Source organism: Pseudomonas sp. LBUM1657, from assembly GCF_059716075.1.
Genome location: NZ_CP166799.1, coordinates 2,784,541 through 2,801,446, shown reverse-complemented (window position 1 = coordinate 2,801,446; position 16,906 = coordinate 2,784,541). Strand labels below are relative to the sequence as shown.

The window sequence follows — 16,906 nt, the reverse complement described above, 5'->3', positions numbered from 1 at the left end:
ATCATCCCGTTTGAAATTGGACTTGCTTGAGTAGGCGCAGACGCTCGGCACCGCGACGGGGTCGTTCGTTCAACTTGTGATAGTGCTCGACGAGGCGATCCAGGGTTTCCCGCAGGGCCTGTTCCGCTTCCGGGTCCTGAACCAGTTGCGTGTTGAACGTGGCCGGAAACCCCGAACCGACCAGCACCATTTTGTTCAGCAGGACGTTAAGCACCACCTGGCCAAATACCGCCGTGTGACCGTATCGACGCCCCACCACCGCCACCGCTGCAAGCTTGTCTTTCAACGGGCGCTCACGGGGACGCATGAAGCCATATCCCACACGCTCCAAAAACGCCTGGAAACGGCTGTTGGTTCCATAAGCATGCATCACCGGCAGGTACAGGATGGCGTCCGCGTTCACCATTTCATCAACAATCGTGGCGACATCGTCCTGCAGGGAACAATCGATGTGTGAACAGGCGTTATCGGCATCGCAGTAGTCGATACGATAATCGCGAAGCCAGAGATCTTCGACCGAGGCGCGTCCCTCCAGGTGGCGTCGAATCAACGACACCACCCGACTGCTGACCCCGTGTGCCCGGCTTGACCCGACAATGACGATCAGCTTCATCAGTTCAAGACGCCTCGGCCAATGGCGCGTGAGCGAGACGCTCATATTCCAGCAGCGACTCTTCCAGCAACTGGCCGGTGAGGTACAACGTCACCCTCGCCACTTCTTTGATCAGCGCCCGCTCTCCATCCGTCTTCACCGCGCGCTGCATCGCCAGGCGCACTTCTTCGGAGTGTTTTTCATCAATAGTCGAATGAGCGACAAAAAACGTCATCTGCTCGTCTTTAAGCCCCAGGTCTACGCGGAACTTGTTCAGGATGGGTTGGATGTGGTCATACACCTCTTCCGCCCAATAGCTGTACCCCAAACGGGCAATCGGTCCCAGGCGGATGGCCACATCGTTCAGGTAAGCGATCAGCGCCTGAGTGGGAGGAAGCGGTGCAGGCATCGACGCAGGCAAGGCACCGATGGACTCCAAGTCACGAATAACCATTTTCTCGTGGCCCAGCTCTTCGAGCGCGTGCTTGTAAACGAACCGCAGCAGCGTTGTCTGGGACGGATCTGCGCTGAATGCACAAGCGGCCTGATTGATCGAGTTGAACCGGGTGTAATGATAAACCTGAAGCATTACCTGCTGATAAAGCTCGACGGTAATGGGTTGCTCAAGACTGTGACTCCAATAACGGCCTTTTTTGATTTTGGCCCATCCACTGTCAACAATGGCATCCAGCTCCTTAAAAAAATTATCCATGAGCTACTTTCCCTTTTATGGTGTTAAAGACGGTTTCCAGTTCCAGGTAAACCAGACTGTAATCACGTGATGATTGATGATTCTTCCAAGTAATGTCGTCGGCCAGAACATGCCCTCCGATATCGACATACAAGGCAGCCAAGCGCCCTCGACACAAAGCCGAGATGTATCGAAACTGCGTGTTGGCCTTCAACCAAATTGCTGTTTGCAAAAGAAAGAACCTTAAGTGCAAACCGCCTCGGTACTTCTCATCCAACACCAGCCGATTGGCATCAAAGGAATCCATTGGATGAGCAAAATATTGCCCCACATTAATGACCCGCTCGACAAAGCTCATGCCATGCCCTAACGGGGTTATCCGCAGGGCGCCGACAATCTCGTTTCCATCCAGATAAGCCATGTGGTACGAGTAGGTATCGCGTAATGCCTCGGCATCGGAAAAGCTTTCCTCGCTGGCGGGATTGTCACCAATGTAGCGAGATCTTAAAGCGCAGATTTTCTGGAACAGTTCACTTTTCGCCGACACGATTTGCACGGACATGCTCATACAGTGCCCTCACTATCGGCTGCGTTGATCGACAATTCGCGCTTCTTTCCAGCTGAACCAACTGCCCAGATTCACGTGATCATCAAGGTCATCGACCATCATGATGGTCGCCTCCACCCCCAGGCGCTCACGCACACGCTCACGAATCAGCAGCGTCAATTGACTGCGATCACCTTGGTAGAACCTGGACATTTCCATTTTGGCGATCACCGTATCCCTGCTGTTCACGCAGTTGATAACGATTTGATAACCCAGGCATTGCTCGACACCTTCAAGTAGCGCCTGTTCGATCTGGCCCGCCGTGAAGGCTTTGCCGTTAAGGGTCATGGCGTCTTTGACACGCCCGACCACCTTCATCACTTGCCCCAGGGCGATCGGTTGTTTCTCCGTTTTTTGAATGGAGACCAGGTCCCCCGTACGGTAGCGAATCAGGGGTTTCACACCGTCGATCAGCATGGTGACACACAGCTCACCTTCGCCACTGTCACCCAGACTCTCGCCCGTTTGCGGGTTCAATACCTCAAAGATGTAATTGAGCCGATGAGGCATCAGTTGGTCGCTGGTATTGGCAGCAGCAATGATCATTGCTTCCTGGGAGCCATATAGACTGTTGTACGCTTCGCAGCCCCAGAGGCTGTACAAATTGTTCTTCAAGGCTGGTGTACAAAGTTCACCGCTCATCATGAACGCCCGCAAATGAAAGTCCTCGCGCGGGTTGAAACCCAGCCGCTCGGCTTCCTTGGCCAGTGCCAGCAGCAGTCCCGGTGCCGAAGCGACTACACCGATTCGCAAGTCTTTCATCAACTGGAGCGTCTTGGGATAACCAATGACCGGGGAATGTGGCCAGATTTTGGCGTTACAGACACCCAGTTGATGACAGACATCACCCAAGGTGTCGCCGAAGGAATGCACTTCAGTCGGGCCCATGACGCCTACAACGGTTTTCTCTGTAGGGAAATGTTTTTCCAACACCGCCTGATAGGCCATCGCGAGTTGTTTGTTACTGGCGTAACTTTCTTTTTTATCACGCGGGCAAGGGGTCGCCGGGCCGGTTGTGCCGGTGGTCTCATAATAATAAATACTGTCTTCCAAGGTGCCAGACAAAATGTCCAGCATGGAATCTCTCAAATCGTCCTTGGTCGTAAAAGGCAGTGAAGAAAGATTTGCCAGCGTGACGCCTTCGACATCAATATCTTTAAAGTGTTTGCCATAGAAAGCGGATTTGCTCTTGACGTGTCGGAGTACTGTGTTAAGCCGTTCTTCGTGCCAATGTTTAAGGTCGTCTTCACTTAATGTATTGGTCCAATACGCCCGGTGAATATCGTCATACTTCACAGTGAACTCATCAAACCCCTTTCTTGCACCCATAACTTGCTCCCTCATCGACATTTATGTTCTTCGCCATTAAGGCTGCCCTCTCTGGGTGCAGACATTAACAAGCCACGAAAAACCATATACCTGTCTACTGAAGCAGTTGTTGGCGCGAAAACTATATGCTAGTGCCGACCTCTCAAGAGGAGGCTTGTCTGGGCAAAGGCGCAGGACTGGCGATCGCGCGGCGTCGGGTCTCGGTGGATACGGGTTGTGCTGTCGTTACCTGAGCCGGCAGTTCAACGGCAAACCGACTGCTGAATTCCTTACGCCCCGCCGCCGTCAACGCCAGCGCCCGACTGTCCAGATCCTGGGTGACCCATTTGCGCTTGATCGCGGTTTGCAACAAGGCCGCCCCCAATGAGCCGCCCAGATGCGGCCGACGCATGCTCCAGTCCAGACATGGGCAGGCAAAGCGTCGCCGCAAGGTACTCAGGTCTTTGACTTCGATCCCCAAGCCTTCGAATAACTGTTCGCCGGTGTCGCTCAGCTGATAAACCTGCTCATCGGTTTCCAGCAGCCACCCCGCCTCGATCATCCGGTCATGCAGCAACACCGCCAACGTGCCGGCCATGTGGTCGTAGCAGGTGCGAGCGAATTGCAGGCGATCCGGCGTGCGTGAGTTGAAGGTCGGCGCGGTGTTCTGGCCGATCACCATCAACGCTTCCAATGCTTGGGCCACACGTTTGTCCGCCAGGCTGTAATAACGATGGCGGCCCTGGACATGCAAGCGCACCAGCGCCAGATCCTTGAGTTTGGCCAGGTGCGCGCTGGCGGTGGAGGCGCTGACCTCGGCAATCGCCGCCAGCTCGGTGCTGGTGCGGGCGTGGCCGTCCATCAACGAGCAGAGGATTTTCGTCCGGGCCGGTTCCGCAATGGCCGCGGCCACATGAGAGATGCCAATGTCGTGTTGTTCTGCGTTCATATTTCGCTCCCGGACGAATCAAGGCCCTTTTGAACTGGAGATAGTAGCAACACTTTTCCAACCCAGAACGAGGCTGCGAACCATGGACCCGATCATCGCTGCGACTCATGTCGATCCGTATCCCTACTACGCGCAATTGCGCGCCGACGGTGGGCTGGTTTTTCATCAGGGACTGAAACTGTGGGTGGCCAGCACTGCCCGCGCCGTCGCGGCGGTGCTGGCGCATCCTGACTGCCACGTGCGGCCTTCCAGTGAGCCGGTCCCCAAGGGAATTGCTCAAGGCATGGCCGGCAAGGTGTTCGCTCAGTTGATGCGGATGAATGACGGGGAGCGCCAGCGTTGCCCGAGATCGGCGATTCAGCCGGGGCTGGCGCTGATTGACGTCAATGAAGTCAATGCATTGGTGGGCGCCAGGCTGATCACGCCGGGCGCCGACGGTTTGTACAAGGCCATGTTCCGTGGACCAGTCTGTGTGGTGGCGGCATTGCTGGGGTTCTCTCCCGCTCAGGGCCGGGCCATCAGCGAGCTGACCGCTGACTTCGTGGCATGCCTGTCGCCCCTCAGCGATCAAACCCAGCTGAACGCCGCCCATGCCGCGGCTGAACAGCTGCGCGGTTACTTCGTCGAACTGCTGGATGAGCCGGGCAACCAAAGCGCTCTGCTCAGCGGCATCCGCCAGCGTTTCGCCGCGACAGCGAACGACCCTGAACAGCAGATTGCCAACCTGATCGGGCTGTTTTCCCAGACGTATGAGGCCACTGCCGGGTTGATCGGCAACGCATTGCTGACGTTGATTCGAAATCCGTCATTACAGAGCGCACCGGCACGCATCGACGACCTGCTGGCCGAGGTCCAGCGCTTCGATCCGTCAGTGCAGAACACCCGTCGCTTCGTGGTCGCGCCTTGCGAGATCGAGGGTGTGAGCCTGAACCCCGGCGACGTGATTCTAGTGCTACTGGCTTCGGCTAATCGCGACCCACAGCTCAACGACACTCCCGACGCCTTCCTCCTCGACCGTCCGAACCGCCGCAGCTTCACCTTCGGCGCTGGCCGCCATCAATGCCCGGGGCAGGCTCTGGCCATGAGCATCGCCAGCGCCACGCTGACGCAGATTCTGGCGATGAAGCCCGCACTGGACCGCCTGAGCTGGCACTACCGCCCTTCCCTCAACAGTCGGATTCCGCTCTTTACCGATCTGCCGGAGGACTGACCGACCGCGTTATCGTTCTTCGCGAGCAAGCCCGCTCCCACATTGGGTATGTGTCGTTCACAAAGCCCTGTGGGAGCGGGCTTGCTCGCGAAGACGGCCTGACCAACGACGCATCACTTGCGCCGTAATGCAGCACCCGCTCAATCATCCCGCGTCAGGACTTCCAGCAATTCAATCTCAAAAATCAGGTTCGAATTCGGCGGTATCGCCCCCATCGTGCGCTCGCCATAAGCCAGATGCGCCGGCACCAGCAACTTGCGTTTGCCGCCAACCTGCATGCCCATAATCCCTTGATCCCAGCCCTTGATCACCCGACCCGTGCCAATCACGCACTGGAAAGGTTTACCCCGGCTGTAGGAAGAATCGAATTCCGTGCCGTCTTCCAGCCAGCCCCGGTATTGGGTGGTAATCAATGCGCCTTTGACGGCGGCTTTGCCGTCGCCCGGCTCAAGGTCGATGATTTGCAACTCGTCGTTCATGGTTCGTACTCGTTCACGATCGCCCGGTGATTGGGCGCGGACGCAGGTTTTCGCAGAAACCGGCGCTGAAGGCAATCCACGGAACCGAAAGACCGCCAGCGGCTCACATGAGTAACGACCTCGTACTCAGGAAAGGATGCTCTGATGACCGATTCATCACCGCTGTACAGCTTCATCCCGCCCTACATTCTCAACCGTATCATCGCCCACGGTTCCGAGCATCAGCGTTCCAGCGCCCAGGCCACGCTGATCCATATCCGCCGCCTGCTGCCCAACCCAGGCCCGCCTTCGCGCCCTCCGAAAAACGCGATCCTGCCGCAGCCCGGTCAACCCGGCGTGGCGCAGCGCAGCATTCACGATGCCCAAGGAAAAATGCTCCTGCCCGGCATGCCCGTACGGCTTGAAGGCCAGGCGGCGACCGGCGATCCGGCGGTCGATGAAGCCTACGACGCACTGGGTGCCAGCTATGATTTCTTCTGGAACGTGCTGGGTCGCGACTCCATCGACAACAAGGGTTTTGCGCTGATCGGCAGCGTGCATTACGGCCAGGACTACGAGAACGCCTTCTGGAACGGCGCGCAAATGGTGTTCGGTGACGGCGATGGCGAAATCTTCGAACGTTTCACTCGCTCGCTGGATGTGATCGGTCACGAGTTGACGCACGGCGTGATCGAAAGCGAAGCCGGTCTGGTGTACGCCAACCAGTCCGGGGCGTTGAATGAATCGCTGTCCGACGTGTTTGGCGTGCTGATCAAGCAACACGTGTTGGGCCACACTGCCGAACAGGCTGACTGGCTGATCGGCGCGGACCTGCTGACACCGCGCATCAAAGGGGAAGGTTTACGCTCGATGGCCCATCCGGGCACGGCCTATGACGACCCGTTGCTCGGCAAGGACCCGCAACCGGATCACATGCGCAAGTTCGTGATCACCCAGGAGGACAATGGTGGGGTGCACATCAATTCGGGCATCCCCAATCGGGCGTTTTATCTGGCGGCCACGGCACTGGGCGGGTTTGCCTGGGAGAAAGCCGGCCGCATCTGGTACGACACGCTGTGCGATAAACGCCTGAGCAGCGAGGCATCTTTCAGTGCCTTCGCGCGATTGACCGTCGAGCATGCCCGGCACGGGTTTGGCGCGAAGGAAGTCGAGGCGGTGCGACACGGTTGGTCTGAAGTGGGCGTCAATCTGGCTCAGGAGGATAAATGAAAACCTTGCCACCCCTGGACGACAATGCTGTGGTGCGTGTCTCCCGCCAGGGCGGCATGGCGGCGATTCACTCCTTGACCCGCCCCCGAGAGATCGAATTCGCCCAATGCGATGCCGACCAACGCGTGCGCATCTGTTCGTTACTTGAGGGTTGTCTGCCACTGATGAGTGCTTCCTCTGGCCAGGGCGACCAGCGCTTTTATCAAATCGAAGTGCGCTACCGCAGTGGCGAGCAGGACGATCAAATGGTGATGAAGGTGCCTGAAGACCGGGCACCCGGGGAGTTGGTGCATCTGTGGGACAAAGGCGAGCTGTTATAATCGTGACGGGCCTCGCAATAGAGGCTGATGATTGAGGCCGGTGTGAACTAACATAGGCACATCTCTCCCGATACGGCTGATACGCCACGATGGCAAACCCTGCATGAATGTGGACTGGACCAGCGCCGCCATCGGCTCGGTAATGCTCGCCGTGATCGTCGCGCTGATCTGGCGCGAGCGCTCGCTGCAAAAGCAGCTGGCCGAAAGCCGAGCACTGATCGATGACTTGTCCAGAGGGCAAAATATCCACCAGGACGGCGACATCGAACGCTTTAAACGCAGCCAGTATTTCGCCCGCATCGGCACCTGGGACTGGGATGTCGACACCGACAAGCTCTACTGGTCGGACGCAATCTACGGCATGTTCGGCTTCAAAATCGGCGAAGTAACGCCCTCCTACGCACTGTTCTGCGCCTGCGTCCACCCGGACGACCGGGCCAAGGTCCGGGCCGGTGAGCTGCGTTGCCTGGAAACCGGTGAAAATCATGACGAGGAATACCGGGTCATCTGGCCCGACGGCACCATTCGCTGGTTGCGCGAGACCGGCAATGTGGTCAAGAACGAGCAGGATGCAACGATCAAGATGATGGGCGTGGTGCGCGACATCACCGAAGAAAAAGCCTCCGCCAGTTACCTGCAGCACCTGGCCCATTACGACCCGTTGACCGGCCTGCCCAATCGGCTGGTGCTCGAAGAACGCCTGTCCGAAGCGCTGGAACAGGCGCGCGTCAGCGCAACCAGGGTGGCGCTGGTGTTTGTCGACCTCAATGGTTTCAAGGCGATCAACGACCACTACGGTCATGCGGCCGGCGACCGGGTACTGGTCACCACCGCCACCCGGCTGAAAAGAATCCTGCGTTCAACCGACACCGTCGCCCGTATCGGCGGCGACGAATTCGTGGTGATTCTGCAAGGTCTGCCCCAGAACAACAGCTTGCAAGACGAAGCCCGGCGCATCTGCCAGAAAATCTTCGTCGAACTCTCACCGCCGGTGACCATCGGCAACGACCAGCGCCACATCGGCACCAGCCTTGGCGTCGCGGTGTTCCCCGACCATGCGCCGAGCATGGACCGGCTGATTCACATTGCGGACCTGGCGATGTACGAGGCCAAGCGCAGTGGGAATAATCAGTATCGATTGGGCACTCAGAGCCCGGTGCGCGCTCATAGCGAATGATTCTGTTCAGGATTGCTCGGTTGCCGTTGAGATTGCCTTCGCAGGCAAGCCCGCTCCCACAGTGATTCCGGTTGATCACAGATCTTGCGTACACCCATTAAACCCTGTGGGAGCGGGCTTGCTCGCGAAGACGGCAGCACAGCCAACATCGATGTGACTGAAAAACCGCTTTTGCGAGCAAGCCCGCTCCCACAGTAGATCTTCGGGGAGTCCAGCCTTTATCCTTGTCGCCCCCGCCGTATCGAGTCGTTGGAGTTAGCCATGCCCCATGAAGGCAACCTGTTGCAAGCCGCTGTCGTCTTTTTGCTCGCGGCGGTGCTCACCGTGCCCTTGGCCAAGCGCCTGCAATTGGGGGCTGTGCTGGGTTATCTGTTTGCCGGGGTGATCATCGGGCCGTCGGTGCTGGGCTTGATTGGCAATCCGCAAAGCGTCAGCCATATTTCCGAACTCGGGGTGGTGTTGCTCCTGTTCATTATCGGCCTGGAGCTGTCGCCGCGACGTTTGTGGGTGATGCGCAAATCGGTGTTCGGCGTCGGTCTGGCGCAGGTGCTGCTGACCGGGTCGGTGATTGGCGTGGTGGCGTTGTTCATGTTCGGTCAGTCGTTGAACAGCGCGATCGTGCTGGGCCTGGGTCTGGCCCTGTCGTCCACTGCTTTTGGCCTGCAAAGCCTGGCCGAGCGCAAGGAACTGACCAGCCCCCATGGGCGTTTGGCGTTCGCGATCCTGCTGTTCCAGGACATCGCCGCAATCCCGCTGATCGCCATGGTGCCGCTGTTGGCCGGCGGCGATCACACCAGCACGGCGACCGAGGATGTGAACCACGGTTTGCGGGTGCTGGGCAGCATTGCGGTGGTGGTGATCGGCGGACGTTATCTGTTGCGCCCGGTGTTCCGCGTGGTGGCCAAAACCGGTTTGCCGGAAGTCTCCACCGCCACCGCGCTCTTGGTGGTGATCGGCACCGCGTGGCTGATGGACCTGGTCGGCGTGTCGATGGCGCTCGGTGCGTTCCTCGCCGGACTCCTGCTGGCCGACTCCGAATACCGTCACGAGCTGGAAGCCCAGATCGAGCCGTTTAAAGGTCTGTTGTTGGGGCTGTTCTTTATCAGCGTGGGCATGGGCGCCAACCTGAGCCTGCTGCTGAGCGCGCCCATCACGGTGTTGGGCCTGACCCTGTTGCTGATCGCAATCAAACTGCCGCTGCTGTTCGTGGTTGGTCGATTGGCCGGTGGTCTGGGCAAGGTTAATGCCATTCGCCTCGGCATCGTGCTGGCAGCCGGTGGTGAGTTTGCCTTTGTGGTGTTCAAGATCGGTCGCGACCAAGGTCTGTTCGAGCCACGCCTTTACGACTTGCTGGTGCTGACGATTACCTTGTCCATGGCCCTGACGCCGTTGCTGTTACTGCTGTGCGCACGCTTGGTCAGCCCCAAGGTCCAGCCTGTGGTGGTGCCGGAGAAATTCCGCGAAATCGACACCGACACACCGCGGGTGGTGATCGCCGGCATGGGCCGGATGGGGCAGATCGTGGCGCGGATCCTGCGGGCGCAGAACATCAAGTTCGTCGCCCTCGATACCTCGGTGGAAACCATCGAACTGTCCCGCAGCTTCGGCGGTGTGCCGGTGTTCTACGGCGACCCGATGCGCCCGGAAATCCTCAGTGCGGCCAAGGTCGAGCAAGCGGAATACTTTGTCATCGCCACCGACGACCCGGACACCAACATCAAGACCGCCGAGCTGGTGCACAAGCTCTACCCCCACATGAAAATCATCGCCCGGGCGCGCAACCGTCAGCATGTGCACCGATTGGTGGACATTGGCGCCGAGGCGATTCGGGAAACCTATTACTCCAGTCTGGAAATGAGCCGGCGTACGCTGGTCGGGCTGGGGCTGACCCAGGCTCAGGCGGACGCGCGGATCAAACGCTTCAAGCATCACGATGAACAAGTGCTGGAAGCCCAGCACGCAATTTATGACGATGCGGCGAAGGTGCTGCAGACCGCCCAGGAAGCCCGGGCGGAACTGGCAAGGTTGTTTGAGGCGGATCAACTGGAAGAGGAAGCGGGTAAGAGTTGAGGTGATTGAGAGGGCCTCTTCGCGAGCAAGCCCGCTCCCACACTGGATCTCGGTCGTACATAAATCCTGTGTTCACCAAAGGCCCCATGTGGGAGCGGGCTTGCTCGCGAAGAACGATAACGCGGTACTTCAGGTAAACCAGAAATCACAAGGAACCACGATGCCGGACCAATCCTCCCCCGCCCTGAAAGAAATCTTCAACGTCGAACGCCTCCAGCACATCGCCACCGAAATGACGGCGGTCTATCCCGAGTTCGATGCCAAAGCCTTCCTGAAAATGGCCAACGAAGGGCTCGCGCAATTGTCGATCATGCAGCGGATGGCCCGGGTCAGCGAGTGCCTGCATGCAGTCTTGCCGTTGAGTTACGAAGAGACGCTTGAGGTGCTTTACGCCCTCGCCCCACGTCTGAACAGCGGCTTTGTCAGCATCTCGTTGCCGCATTACGTCGCGATGTATGGCGGTCATGCGTTCGAGCAGTCCATGGCAGCGCTGAAATACTTCACCGCGTTCGGCTCCTCGGAATTCGCGATCCGCCATTTTTTGCGCAGCGATATCAAACCCACACTGGCGCGGATGCACGACTGGTCCCTGGACGACAACGAACATGTCCGGCGCCTGGCCAGCGAAGGCAGCCGACCGCGCTTGCCCTGGTCGTTTCGCCTGGAACAGGTTCAGGCCGATCCGACCCTGGCGGCGGCGATCCTCGACAACCTCAAGGCCGATAACAGCCTCTACGTGCGCAAATCCGTCGCCAACCACCTCAACGACATCACCAAGGATCATCCCGACTGGGTGCTGGACCTGATCGAAGGCTGGTCACTGGACAACAAACACACCGCGTGGATCGCCAAACAGGCTTTGCGCAGCCTGATCAAACAAGGCAATCAGCGGGCGCTGGCAATCATCGGTGCGGGCGGCAAGCCTGAGGTCGAGATCATTGATGTGAAAGTGGAACCCGCAGTGATCCGCCTGGGTGAGAAAATCACCCTGTCTTTCACCGTGAAATCCACCGTGCCGGACAGTCAACGACTGGTGATCGACTACGCCATCGATTACGTCAAAGCCAATGGCAGCACGTCGGCGAAGGTGTTCAAGCTCAAGGCCCTGACGCTGCCCGGCAAGGCTGCCGAGTTCATCGCCCGTGGCCAGCACATCAAGGAGCTCACCACCCGCAGGCACTACCTTGGCCCGCATGCCGTGCACATTCTGGTGAACGGTGAACGCCTGGCCAGCACGGGGTTCGAGATTATCGCTGCCGCTGATTGAGGGCATTGCCGTTACGGCCGGGCAGCATGCGCGTCAGGGTGTTGTCGCGAACCCAATAGTGATGGAACAACCCCGCCGCCGCGTGCAATCCAATGAGCCAGTAACCGGCGCTGCCGATCAGTTCGTGCCAATACTTGAACTGCTTGGCCAGGGCCGGATCGACTGCCACTGGCGATGGCAGTAAAAAACCGAAATAAGGCATTGGCTTGCCACCTGCCGACAGCATCAGCCAGGCCAATACCGGCGTGGCGATCATCAGGCCATACAACGCCAGGTGCATCAGATGCGAAACAGTGGTCTGCCAAGTGGGCAGTGCCGGTGTAATGGGCGGGCGCGGGGTGAGCCGCCCGAGCAAGCGGACCCAGACCAGCACAAAAATGCTCAGCCCGAATAATCCATGCTGCCCGAGAAAAAGGCTCCTCAAGGTATCGCCGCGCGGCAACAGGCCCTTGATTTCGATGCAACCATACACACCGATAAACAGCGCCAGCATCAGCCAATGCAAAGTGATCGACAGCTTTGCGTACCGCTGTGTTGTTGAATCGTGGGTCATAGTGAACCTCATGAATGTCAAAACCGACTGCCGACTCATTCGCGCAGCCCGGGTCCGGTGGGGCACCGAACCGACTGGCGTCACCCTGCCCGCCCAGCCTTAAGACAATCTGAAGACAACCCCAAAACACTCTTTTCACCACCTTCAGACTCCGTTAAGAAATGCCTCGGATACTCCTTCCAAACTTACCCCGGGAGGCGTCTTCCAATGCTCCATTTCGACTGGAACATTCCTTTGCCCCTGCACTTCGGCAAAGGCGAAACACCACAAATGAGTCTGGCTAGAGCGTTACCGGACGAGCCCCAGCGTCCAGTTTTCGAAGCCTTTATCCAGCAACGTTTCCGCAAGGCCCATGGGGCCGACATCCGTCATTTCATGCCTGAACTGTTTGGCATGAATAACGCGTCGGGTGGGCTCTGTGCCGTAGCCGGTGTGCGGCTGGCGAATAGTGAAGCGCTGTTTCTGGAGCGTTACCTGGACGAACCGATCGATCCGCTGATCAGCGCCGCTGCTGACCGCCCCGTGGACCGGGCCGGTATCGTCGAGGTGGGTAACCTGGCCGCCAGCGACACTGGCAGTGCGCGAATGAGCATCATCGCCATCACTTACCTGTTGGCCATGGGTGGCCTGGAATGGGTGGCGTTCACCGGCAACATCGGCCTGGTGAACAGTTTTCATCGCCTGGGCTTGAAACCCGTGACCCTCTGCGCGGCCGACCCCGCGCGGCTGGGCGACGACCGCCATAGCTGGGGCAGTTACTACGAGAGCAAGCCCTGGGTGCACGTTGGCAACATCCGCGCCGGTTTTATTCATTTGCGCAATATCGGGATGTTCAATCGCCTGGGGTTGTCGTCGTCCTTCGAGGAAGCCAGCCATGTCGCCTGAAATGGAGCGCTTCAAACAGACCCTGCGCCGCCATGCTGAACGCAAGACCAATGCCACCGCGCTGTGGGGTGATCAGCTGAAAATGGACTACGCCACGCTCTATGCCGAAGTGGTGTATCGCCAGCAGCGTCTGCGCGATGAAAACGTCAACGTGGTTGCGCTGGCCCTGGACAATGGCGTCGAGGCGATGCTCTGGGACCTTGCCGCGCTGTTCGAAGGCCTGACCTGCCTGACGTTGCCGCCCTTCTTCAGCCCGGCTCAACGCAGTCATTGCCTGGAGCAAAGCCAGGCCGGTCTGGTAATTGCTGATCCGGGGCTGGACGCCGAACTGCAAGCAGCCGCCTACGAAAAAACCGGTGAGTTCTGGCGCCGCACCTTTAGCGGCCCGAGTCGGCTGCCCGAAGGCACCGCCAAACTGACTTTCACCTCCGGCACCACCGGCACACCGAAAGGCGTGTGCCTGAGCGCCGAGAGCATTTTGACCGTCGCCCGCGAGCTGGATCAGGCCAGCAAACCCACCCATGCGCAACATCATCTGACCTTGTTGCCCTTGGCAATACTGTTGGAAAACCTGGGTTGCTATGCCGCGTTGTATGCCGGCGCAACCCTGAGTCTGCCCAGCCAGAAAACCCTGGGCATCCAGGGCGCCAGCGGTGTTGATGTGCCGCGACTGCTGGATTGCCTGGCCACCCGTGCGCCCGAAAGCTTGATTCTGGTGCCGCAGTTGCTACTGGTACTGGTCAGCGCAGCGGAACAGAAAGCCTTCAGGCCCTACGCGTTGCGTTTTGCCGCCGTGGGTGGCGCGCGGGTTTGCGAAGCGTTATTGCATCGCGCGCAACGCGTCGGCATACCGGTTTACGAAGGCTACGGGCTGTCGGAGTGCGCGTCGGTGGTGTGCCTAAATCGGCCTGAATCGCGCCGCCCTGGCAGTGTTGGCCGACCCCTGCCCCGTCTGGAGATTCGTCTGGCCGAAGACGGCGAAGTGCTGATCAAGGGATCGACCCTGCTCGGCTATCTGGGAGAGGCGCCGCACACCAGTCAATGGTGGCCCAGCGGCGATCTCGGCGAGTTCGATCCCGAGGGTTTTCTCTACCTCAAGGGGCGCAAGAAACATCAATTCGTCACCAGTTTTGGCCGCAATGTGAACCCGGAGTGGGTCGAGGCCGAATTGACCCAACGCCGCCATATCGCCCAGGCCTTTGTCTACGGCGAAGCGATGCCGCGTAACCATGCGCTGCTCTGGCCCCACCGCGCGGATTGCACCGACGAAGAACTGGCCGCCGCCGTGACTGAGGCCAACGAGGCCTTGCCCGACTACGCCCAGGTCCATGACTGGACACGTCTGGTTCAACCCTTCACCCCCGCCAATGGCCTGCTGACCGCCAATGGTCGCCCGCGTCGCGACGCCATCGTCGAGCGTTACCGGGCGCAACTGACCGAATTCGCACTTTCTGAGGAATCCGCATCATGAGTTTTTTCGACACCTTGCAAGAAGCCACTCAGCAAGAACGCCACACGCTGTTCAATCTGCCGATTATCCGTGATGCCCTGGAGGGTAAAGTCAGCCTGGAAAGCTACCGCGCCTTCCTCGCGCAAGCCTATTACCACGTGCGCCACACCGTGCCTTTGATGATGGCCTGCGGTGCGAAATTGTCGATGCGCCTGGAATGGCTGAGTGAAGCGGTATGCGAGTACATCGAGGATGAATACGGCCACGAACAATGGGTGCTTAACGACATCGAAGCCTGCGGCGGCGACAAAGACGCGGTGCGCGAAGGTCGTCCCTGCATGCCGATCGAATTGATGGTCAGCTTTCTCTACGACCTGATTGCCCGGGACAACCCGGTCGGACTGTTCGGCATGGTCAACGTACTGGAAGGCACCAGCATTGCCCTGGCCACCCACGCCGCCGGCAGCATTCGCGAACGGCTGGACCTGCCGGAAAGTGCCTTCAGCTACCTCAGCACGCACGGTTCCCTGGATATCGAGCACATGCAAACCTACCGCCGACTGATGAACACCCTTGACGATCCGGCCGATCAGGCCGCCGTGATTCACGCCTCCAAAGTGGTGTACAGGCTTTACACCGACATGTTCCGCGGCCTGCCGCGTGACGGGGAGAACCTGCATGCGCCTGTCTGAGGCTCGTGTGGTACTGACCGGTGCCAGTGGTGGCATCGGCCTGGCGATCGCCACCGCCTTGTGTGCCAGTGGTGCCAAGGTGTTGGCAGTGGCTCGGCATCGGGAACCGTTGGAGCCTTTGCTCGATCGCTATCCGCAACATTTGTACTGGGTGGGGGCCGACCTGACGTTCCTCGCCGACCGGCGCAAAGTACTGGCCGCAGCGCAAGCCATCGACGGAATCAACCTGCTGATCAACGCCGCCGGGGTCAATCACTTCGCCATGCTTGAACAACTCGATGACAGCGACGTCAACGCGATGCTGGCGGTGAACATCAGCGCTCCGATCTGCCTGACCAAGATATTGCTGCCGCTGCTCAAGCAAGCCGAAAGCGCGATGGTGGTGAATGTCGGTTCGACCTACGGCTCCATTGGCTACCCCGGTTACGCCAGCTATTGCGCGACCAAATTTGCCTTGCGCGGTTTTTCTGAAGCCCTGCGCCGGGAACTGGCGGACAGCCGGGTCGGTGTTTTGTATGTCGCGCCCCGTGCCACCCGCACGAGCATGAACAGCCCGGCGGCGCAGGCTTTGAATGACGCACTCAAATTCAATGTCGACGACCCGCAAATAGTCGCCTCGGCGGTGATGCACGCCATCGCCGGCGACCGCCGCGACTTGTACCTTGGCTGGCCAGAGCGCTTTTTCGTGCGCCTGAACAGCCTGCTGCCCAATCTGGTGGACCGTGGTTTGCGCAAGCAATTGCCACTGGTCCGCCGCCTGAGTCAGAAGCCCGACAACGAGCATTTCAAACCATGAAAAAAATTGCCGCTTTCCTGTTGCTGGGAGCCTTGAGCCAAAGCGTCTGGGCCTTGGATAACGCCGACCAGCAACGCCTCAACGGCATCCAGCAAAGCTGGGCGCACATTCAATATGAGTTGCCCGCGGACCAACGCACTGTGGCTTTCGAAAAACTCGCCGTCCAGGCATCGGCGTTCACTCAGGAACGCCAATCGGTGGCCGAGGCCTGGATCTGGTCCGGCATCGTCACCAGCAGTTGGGCCGGTGCCCAGGGCGGGCTCGGGGCGCTGAGCAAGGTCAAGGATGCGAAAGTCGATCTGGAAAAAGCCCTGGCCCTGGACCCCAAAGCCCTGCAAGGCTCGGCCTACACCAGCCTGGGCGCACTGTACGATCGCGTACCCGGCTGGCCCATCGGCTTCGGCGACGCCGACAAGGCGGAGCAATTGCTTAAACAAGCCTTGCAACTGAACCCCACCGGCATCGACAGTCTGTACTTCTGGGGCGATCACCTCTACCGTCAAAAACGTTACAGCGAAGCCAGGGGCGCGCTGCAAAAAGCCTTGCAGGCAGACCCAAGGCCAGGCCGGGAAACCGCCGACGCCGGGCGCCGCAAAGAGATCGAAGCATTGCTGGTGGACGTGAACAAGAAACTCGACTGACAGGAGCACG

Annotated in this window: 18 protein-coding genes; 11 read left to right on the top strand and 7 right to left on the bottom strand. The window is 59.1% G+C overall.

Annotated features, from left to right (window positions below; all coding sequences use genetic code 11):
• Position 1: 1 nt before the first annotated feature.
• The 5 genes from ACA055_RS12975 to ACA055_RS12955 all read right to left on the bottom strand — a co-directional run bounded on the left by ACA055_RS12975 (position 2) and on the right by ACA055_RS12955 (position 4,147).
• Positions 2–613, bottom strand: coding sequence for a flavodoxin family protein (locus ACA055_RS12975; protein WP_497683992.1), 612 nt, complete (start codon positions 611–613; stop codon positions 2–4).
• A 4-nt stretch (positions 614–617) separates the two neighbouring features.
• Positions 618–1,304 (bottom strand): iron-containing redox enzyme family protein, encoded by a 687-nt coding sequence (locus ACA055_RS12970; protein WP_497683991.1) that lies wholly within the window; start codon positions 1,302–1,304, stop codon positions 618–620.
• Entirely contained in the window at positions 1,297–1,851 is a 555-nt protein-coding gene (locus tag ACA055_RS12965) for an acetyltransferase (protein ID WP_497683990.1), read from the bottom strand. Before ACA055_RS12965 ends, ACA055_RS12970 begins: the two co-directional genes overlap by 8 nt.
• A 12-nt stretch (positions 1,852–1,863) precedes the next feature.
• On the bottom strand, positions 1,864–3,219 hold the full coding sequence (locus tag ACA055_RS12960) for a phenylacetate--CoA ligase family protein (RefSeq protein WP_497683989.1): 1,356 nt from the start codon (positions 3,217–3,219) through the stop codon (positions 1,864–1,866).
• Between the two features lie 142 nt (positions 3,220–3,361).
• On the bottom strand, positions 3,362–4,147 hold the full coding sequence (locus tag ACA055_RS12955) for an ArsR/SmtB family transcription factor (RefSeq protein WP_497683988.1): 786 nt from the start codon (positions 4,145–4,147) through the stop codon (positions 3,362–3,364).
• Positions 4,148–4,229: 82 nt separating this feature from the next.
• On the opposite strand from ACA055_RS12955, the gene ACA055_RS12950 reads away from it, so the two are divergent.
• Positions 4,230–5,357: a cytochrome P450 gene (locus ACA055_RS12950; RefSeq protein WP_497683987.1), complete on the top strand. Its 1,128-nt coding sequence runs from the start codon at positions 4,230–4,232 to the stop codon at positions 5,355–5,357.
• Between the two features lie 140 nt (positions 5,358–5,497).
• On the opposite strand, the gene ACA055_RS12945 is transcribed toward ACA055_RS12950, so the two are convergent.
• Positions 5,498–5,836, bottom strand: coding sequence for an FKBP-type peptidyl-prolyl cis-trans isomerase (locus ACA055_RS12945; RefSeq protein WP_497683986.1), 339 nt, complete (start codon positions 5,834–5,836; stop codon positions 5,498–5,500).
• A 144-nt stretch (positions 5,837–5,980) separates the two neighbouring features.
• On the opposite strand from ACA055_RS12945, the gene ACA055_RS12940 reads away from it, so the two are divergent.
• The 5 genes from ACA055_RS12940 (at position 5,981) to ACA055_RS12920 (ending at position 11,879) form a co-directional block, all read left to right on the top strand.
• Complete coding sequence (locus tag ACA055_RS12940) at positions 5,981–7,045, top strand: M4 family metallopeptidase (RefSeq protein WP_497683985.1); 1,065 nt, start codon at positions 5,981–5,983, stop codon at positions 7,043–7,045.
• Positions 7,042–7,365, top strand: coding sequence for a protealysin inhibitor emfourin (locus ACA055_RS12935; protein WP_497683984.1), 324 nt, complete (start codon positions 7,042–7,044; stop codon positions 7,363–7,365). Before ACA055_RS12940 ends, ACA055_RS12935 begins: the two co-directional genes overlap by 4 nt.
• A 103-nt stretch (positions 7,366–7,468) precedes the next feature.
• On the top strand, positions 7,469–8,542 hold the full coding sequence (locus ACA055_RS12930) for a diguanylate cyclase domain-containing protein (RefSeq protein WP_497683983.1): 1,074 nt from the start codon (positions 7,469–7,471) through the stop codon (positions 8,540–8,542).
• Positions 8,543–8,803: 261 nt separating this feature from the next.
• Positions 8,804–10,612, top strand: a complete 1,809-nt coding sequence (locus ACA055_RS12925) for a monovalent cation:proton antiporter-2 (CPA2) family protein (RefSeq protein WP_497683982.1) — start codon at positions 8,804–8,806, stop codon at positions 10,610–10,612.
• Positions 10,613–10,772: 160 nt separating this feature from the next.
• On the top strand, positions 10,773–11,879 hold the full coding sequence (locus ACA055_RS12920; protein WP_497683981.1) for a DNA alkylation repair protein: 1,107 nt from the start codon (positions 10,773–10,775) through the stop codon (positions 11,877–11,879).
• Here the strand turns inward: ACA055_RS12920 and ACA055_RS12915 are convergent.
• Positions 11,860–12,432, bottom strand: coding sequence for a cytochrome b (locus ACA055_RS12915; RefSeq protein ID WP_497683980.1), 573 nt, complete (start codon positions 12,430–12,432; stop codon positions 11,860–11,862). The genes ACA055_RS12920 and ACA055_RS12915 overlap by 20 nt on opposite strands.
• Before the next feature lie 207 nt (positions 12,433–12,639).
• On the opposite strand from ACA055_RS12915, the gene ACA055_RS12910 reads away from it, so the two are divergent.
• Genes ACA055_RS12910 through ACA055_RS12890 form a run of 5 tightly spaced genes read left to right on the top strand, consistent with a single transcriptional unit; the run spans position 12,640 to position 16,896 of the window.
• Complete coding sequence (locus tag ACA055_RS12910) at positions 12,640–13,317, top strand: thermostable hemolysin (RefSeq protein WP_497683979.1); 678 nt, start codon at positions 12,640–12,642, stop codon at positions 13,315–13,317.
• Positions 13,307–14,788, top strand: coding sequence for an AMP-binding protein (locus ACA055_RS12905; RefSeq protein WP_497683978.1), 1,482 nt, complete (start codon positions 13,307–13,309; stop codon positions 14,786–14,788). The genes ACA055_RS12910 and ACA055_RS12905 overlap by 11 nt, the downstream gene beginning before the upstream one ends.
• The gene (locus ACA055_RS12900; RefSeq protein ID WP_497683977.1) at positions 14,785–15,459 is read left to right on the top strand and encodes an iron-containing redox enzyme family protein; all 675 of its coding nucleotides are present in this window, start codon (positions 14,785–14,787) and stop codon (positions 15,457–15,459) included. The genes ACA055_RS12905 and ACA055_RS12900 overlap by 4 nt, the downstream gene beginning before the upstream one ends.
• A complete protein-coding gene (locus tag ACA055_RS12895) occupies positions 15,446–16,255 on the top strand; it encodes an SDR family oxidoreductase (RefSeq protein WP_497683976.1) in 810 nt (269 codons plus the stop codon). Before ACA055_RS12900 ends, ACA055_RS12895 begins: the two co-directional genes overlap by 14 nt.
• Positions 16,252–16,896, top strand: a complete 645-nt coding sequence (locus tag ACA055_RS12890) for a tetratricopeptide repeat protein (RefSeq protein WP_497683975.1) — start codon at positions 16,252–16,254, stop codon at positions 16,894–16,896. The genes ACA055_RS12895 and ACA055_RS12890 overlap by 4 nt, the downstream gene beginning before the upstream one ends.
• Positions 16,897–16,906 lie beyond the last annotated feature (10 nt).

Bases quoted from the DNA above. Each gene is read 5' to 3' on its own strand.
- ACA055_RS12975 (WP_497683992.1), bottom strand. From the start codon at position 613: ATGAAGCTGATCGTCATTGTCGGGTCAAGCCGGGCACACGGGGTCAGC.
- ACA055_RS12970 (WP_497683991.1), bottom strand. From the start codon at position 1,304: ATGGATAATTTTTTTAAGGAGCTGGATGCCATTGTTGACAGTGGATGG.
- ACA055_RS12965 (WP_497683990.1), bottom strand. From the start codon at position 1,851: ATGAGCATGTCCGTGCAAATCGTGTCGGCGAAAAGTGAACTGTTCCAG.
- ACA055_RS12960 (WP_497683989.1), bottom strand. From the start codon at position 3,219: ATGGGTGCAAGAAAGGGGTTTGATGAGTTCACTGTGAAGTATGACGAT.
- ACA055_RS12955 (WP_497683988.1), bottom strand. From the start codon at position 4,147: ATGAACGCAGAACAACACGACATTGGCATCTCTCATGTGGCCGCGGCC.
- ACA055_RS12950 (WP_497683987.1), top strand. From the start codon at position 4,230: ATGGACCCGATCATCGCTGCGACTCATGTCGATCCGTATCCCTACTAC.
- ACA055_RS12945 (WP_497683986.1), bottom strand. From the start codon at position 5,836: ATGAACGACGAGTTGCAAATCATCGACCTTGAGCCGGGCGACGGCAAA.
- ACA055_RS12940 (WP_497683985.1), top strand. From the start codon at position 5,981: ATGACCGATTCATCACCGCTGTACAGCTTCATCCCGCCCTACATTCTC.
- ACA055_RS12935 (WP_497683984.1), top strand. From the start codon at position 7,042: ATGAAAACCTTGCCACCCCTGGACGACAATGCTGTGGTGCGTGTCTCC.
- ACA055_RS12930 (WP_497683983.1), top strand. From the start codon at position 7,469: ATGAATGTGGACTGGACCAGCGCCGCCATCGGCTCGGTAATGCTCGCC.
- ACA055_RS12925 (WP_497683982.1), top strand. From the start codon at position 8,804: ATGCCCCATGAAGGCAACCTGTTGCAAGCCGCTGTCGTCTTTTTGCTC.
- ACA055_RS12920 (WP_497683981.1), top strand. From the start codon at position 10,773: ATGCCGGACCAATCCTCCCCCGCCCTGAAAGAAATCTTCAACGTCGAA.
- ACA055_RS12915 (WP_497683980.1), bottom strand. From the start codon at position 12,432: ATGACCCACGATTCAACAACACAGCGGTACGCAAAGCTGTCGATCACT.
- ACA055_RS12910 (WP_497683979.1), top strand. From the start codon at position 12,640: ATGCTCCATTTCGACTGGAACATTCCTTTGCCCCTGCACTTCGGCAAA.
- ACA055_RS12905 (WP_497683978.1), top strand. From the start codon at position 13,307: ATGTCGCCTGAAATGGAGCGCTTCAAACAGACCCTGCGCCGCCATGCT.
- ACA055_RS12900 (WP_497683977.1), top strand. From the start codon at position 14,785: ATGAGTTTTTTCGACACCTTGCAAGAAGCCACTCAGCAAGAACGCCAC.
- ACA055_RS12895 (WP_497683976.1), top strand. From the start codon at position 15,446: ATGCGCCTGTCTGAGGCTCGTGTGGTACTGACCGGTGCCAGTGGTGGC.
- ACA055_RS12890 (WP_497683975.1), top strand. From the start codon at position 16,252: ATGAAAAAAATTGCCGCTTTCCTGTTGCTGGGAGCCTTGAGCCAAAGC.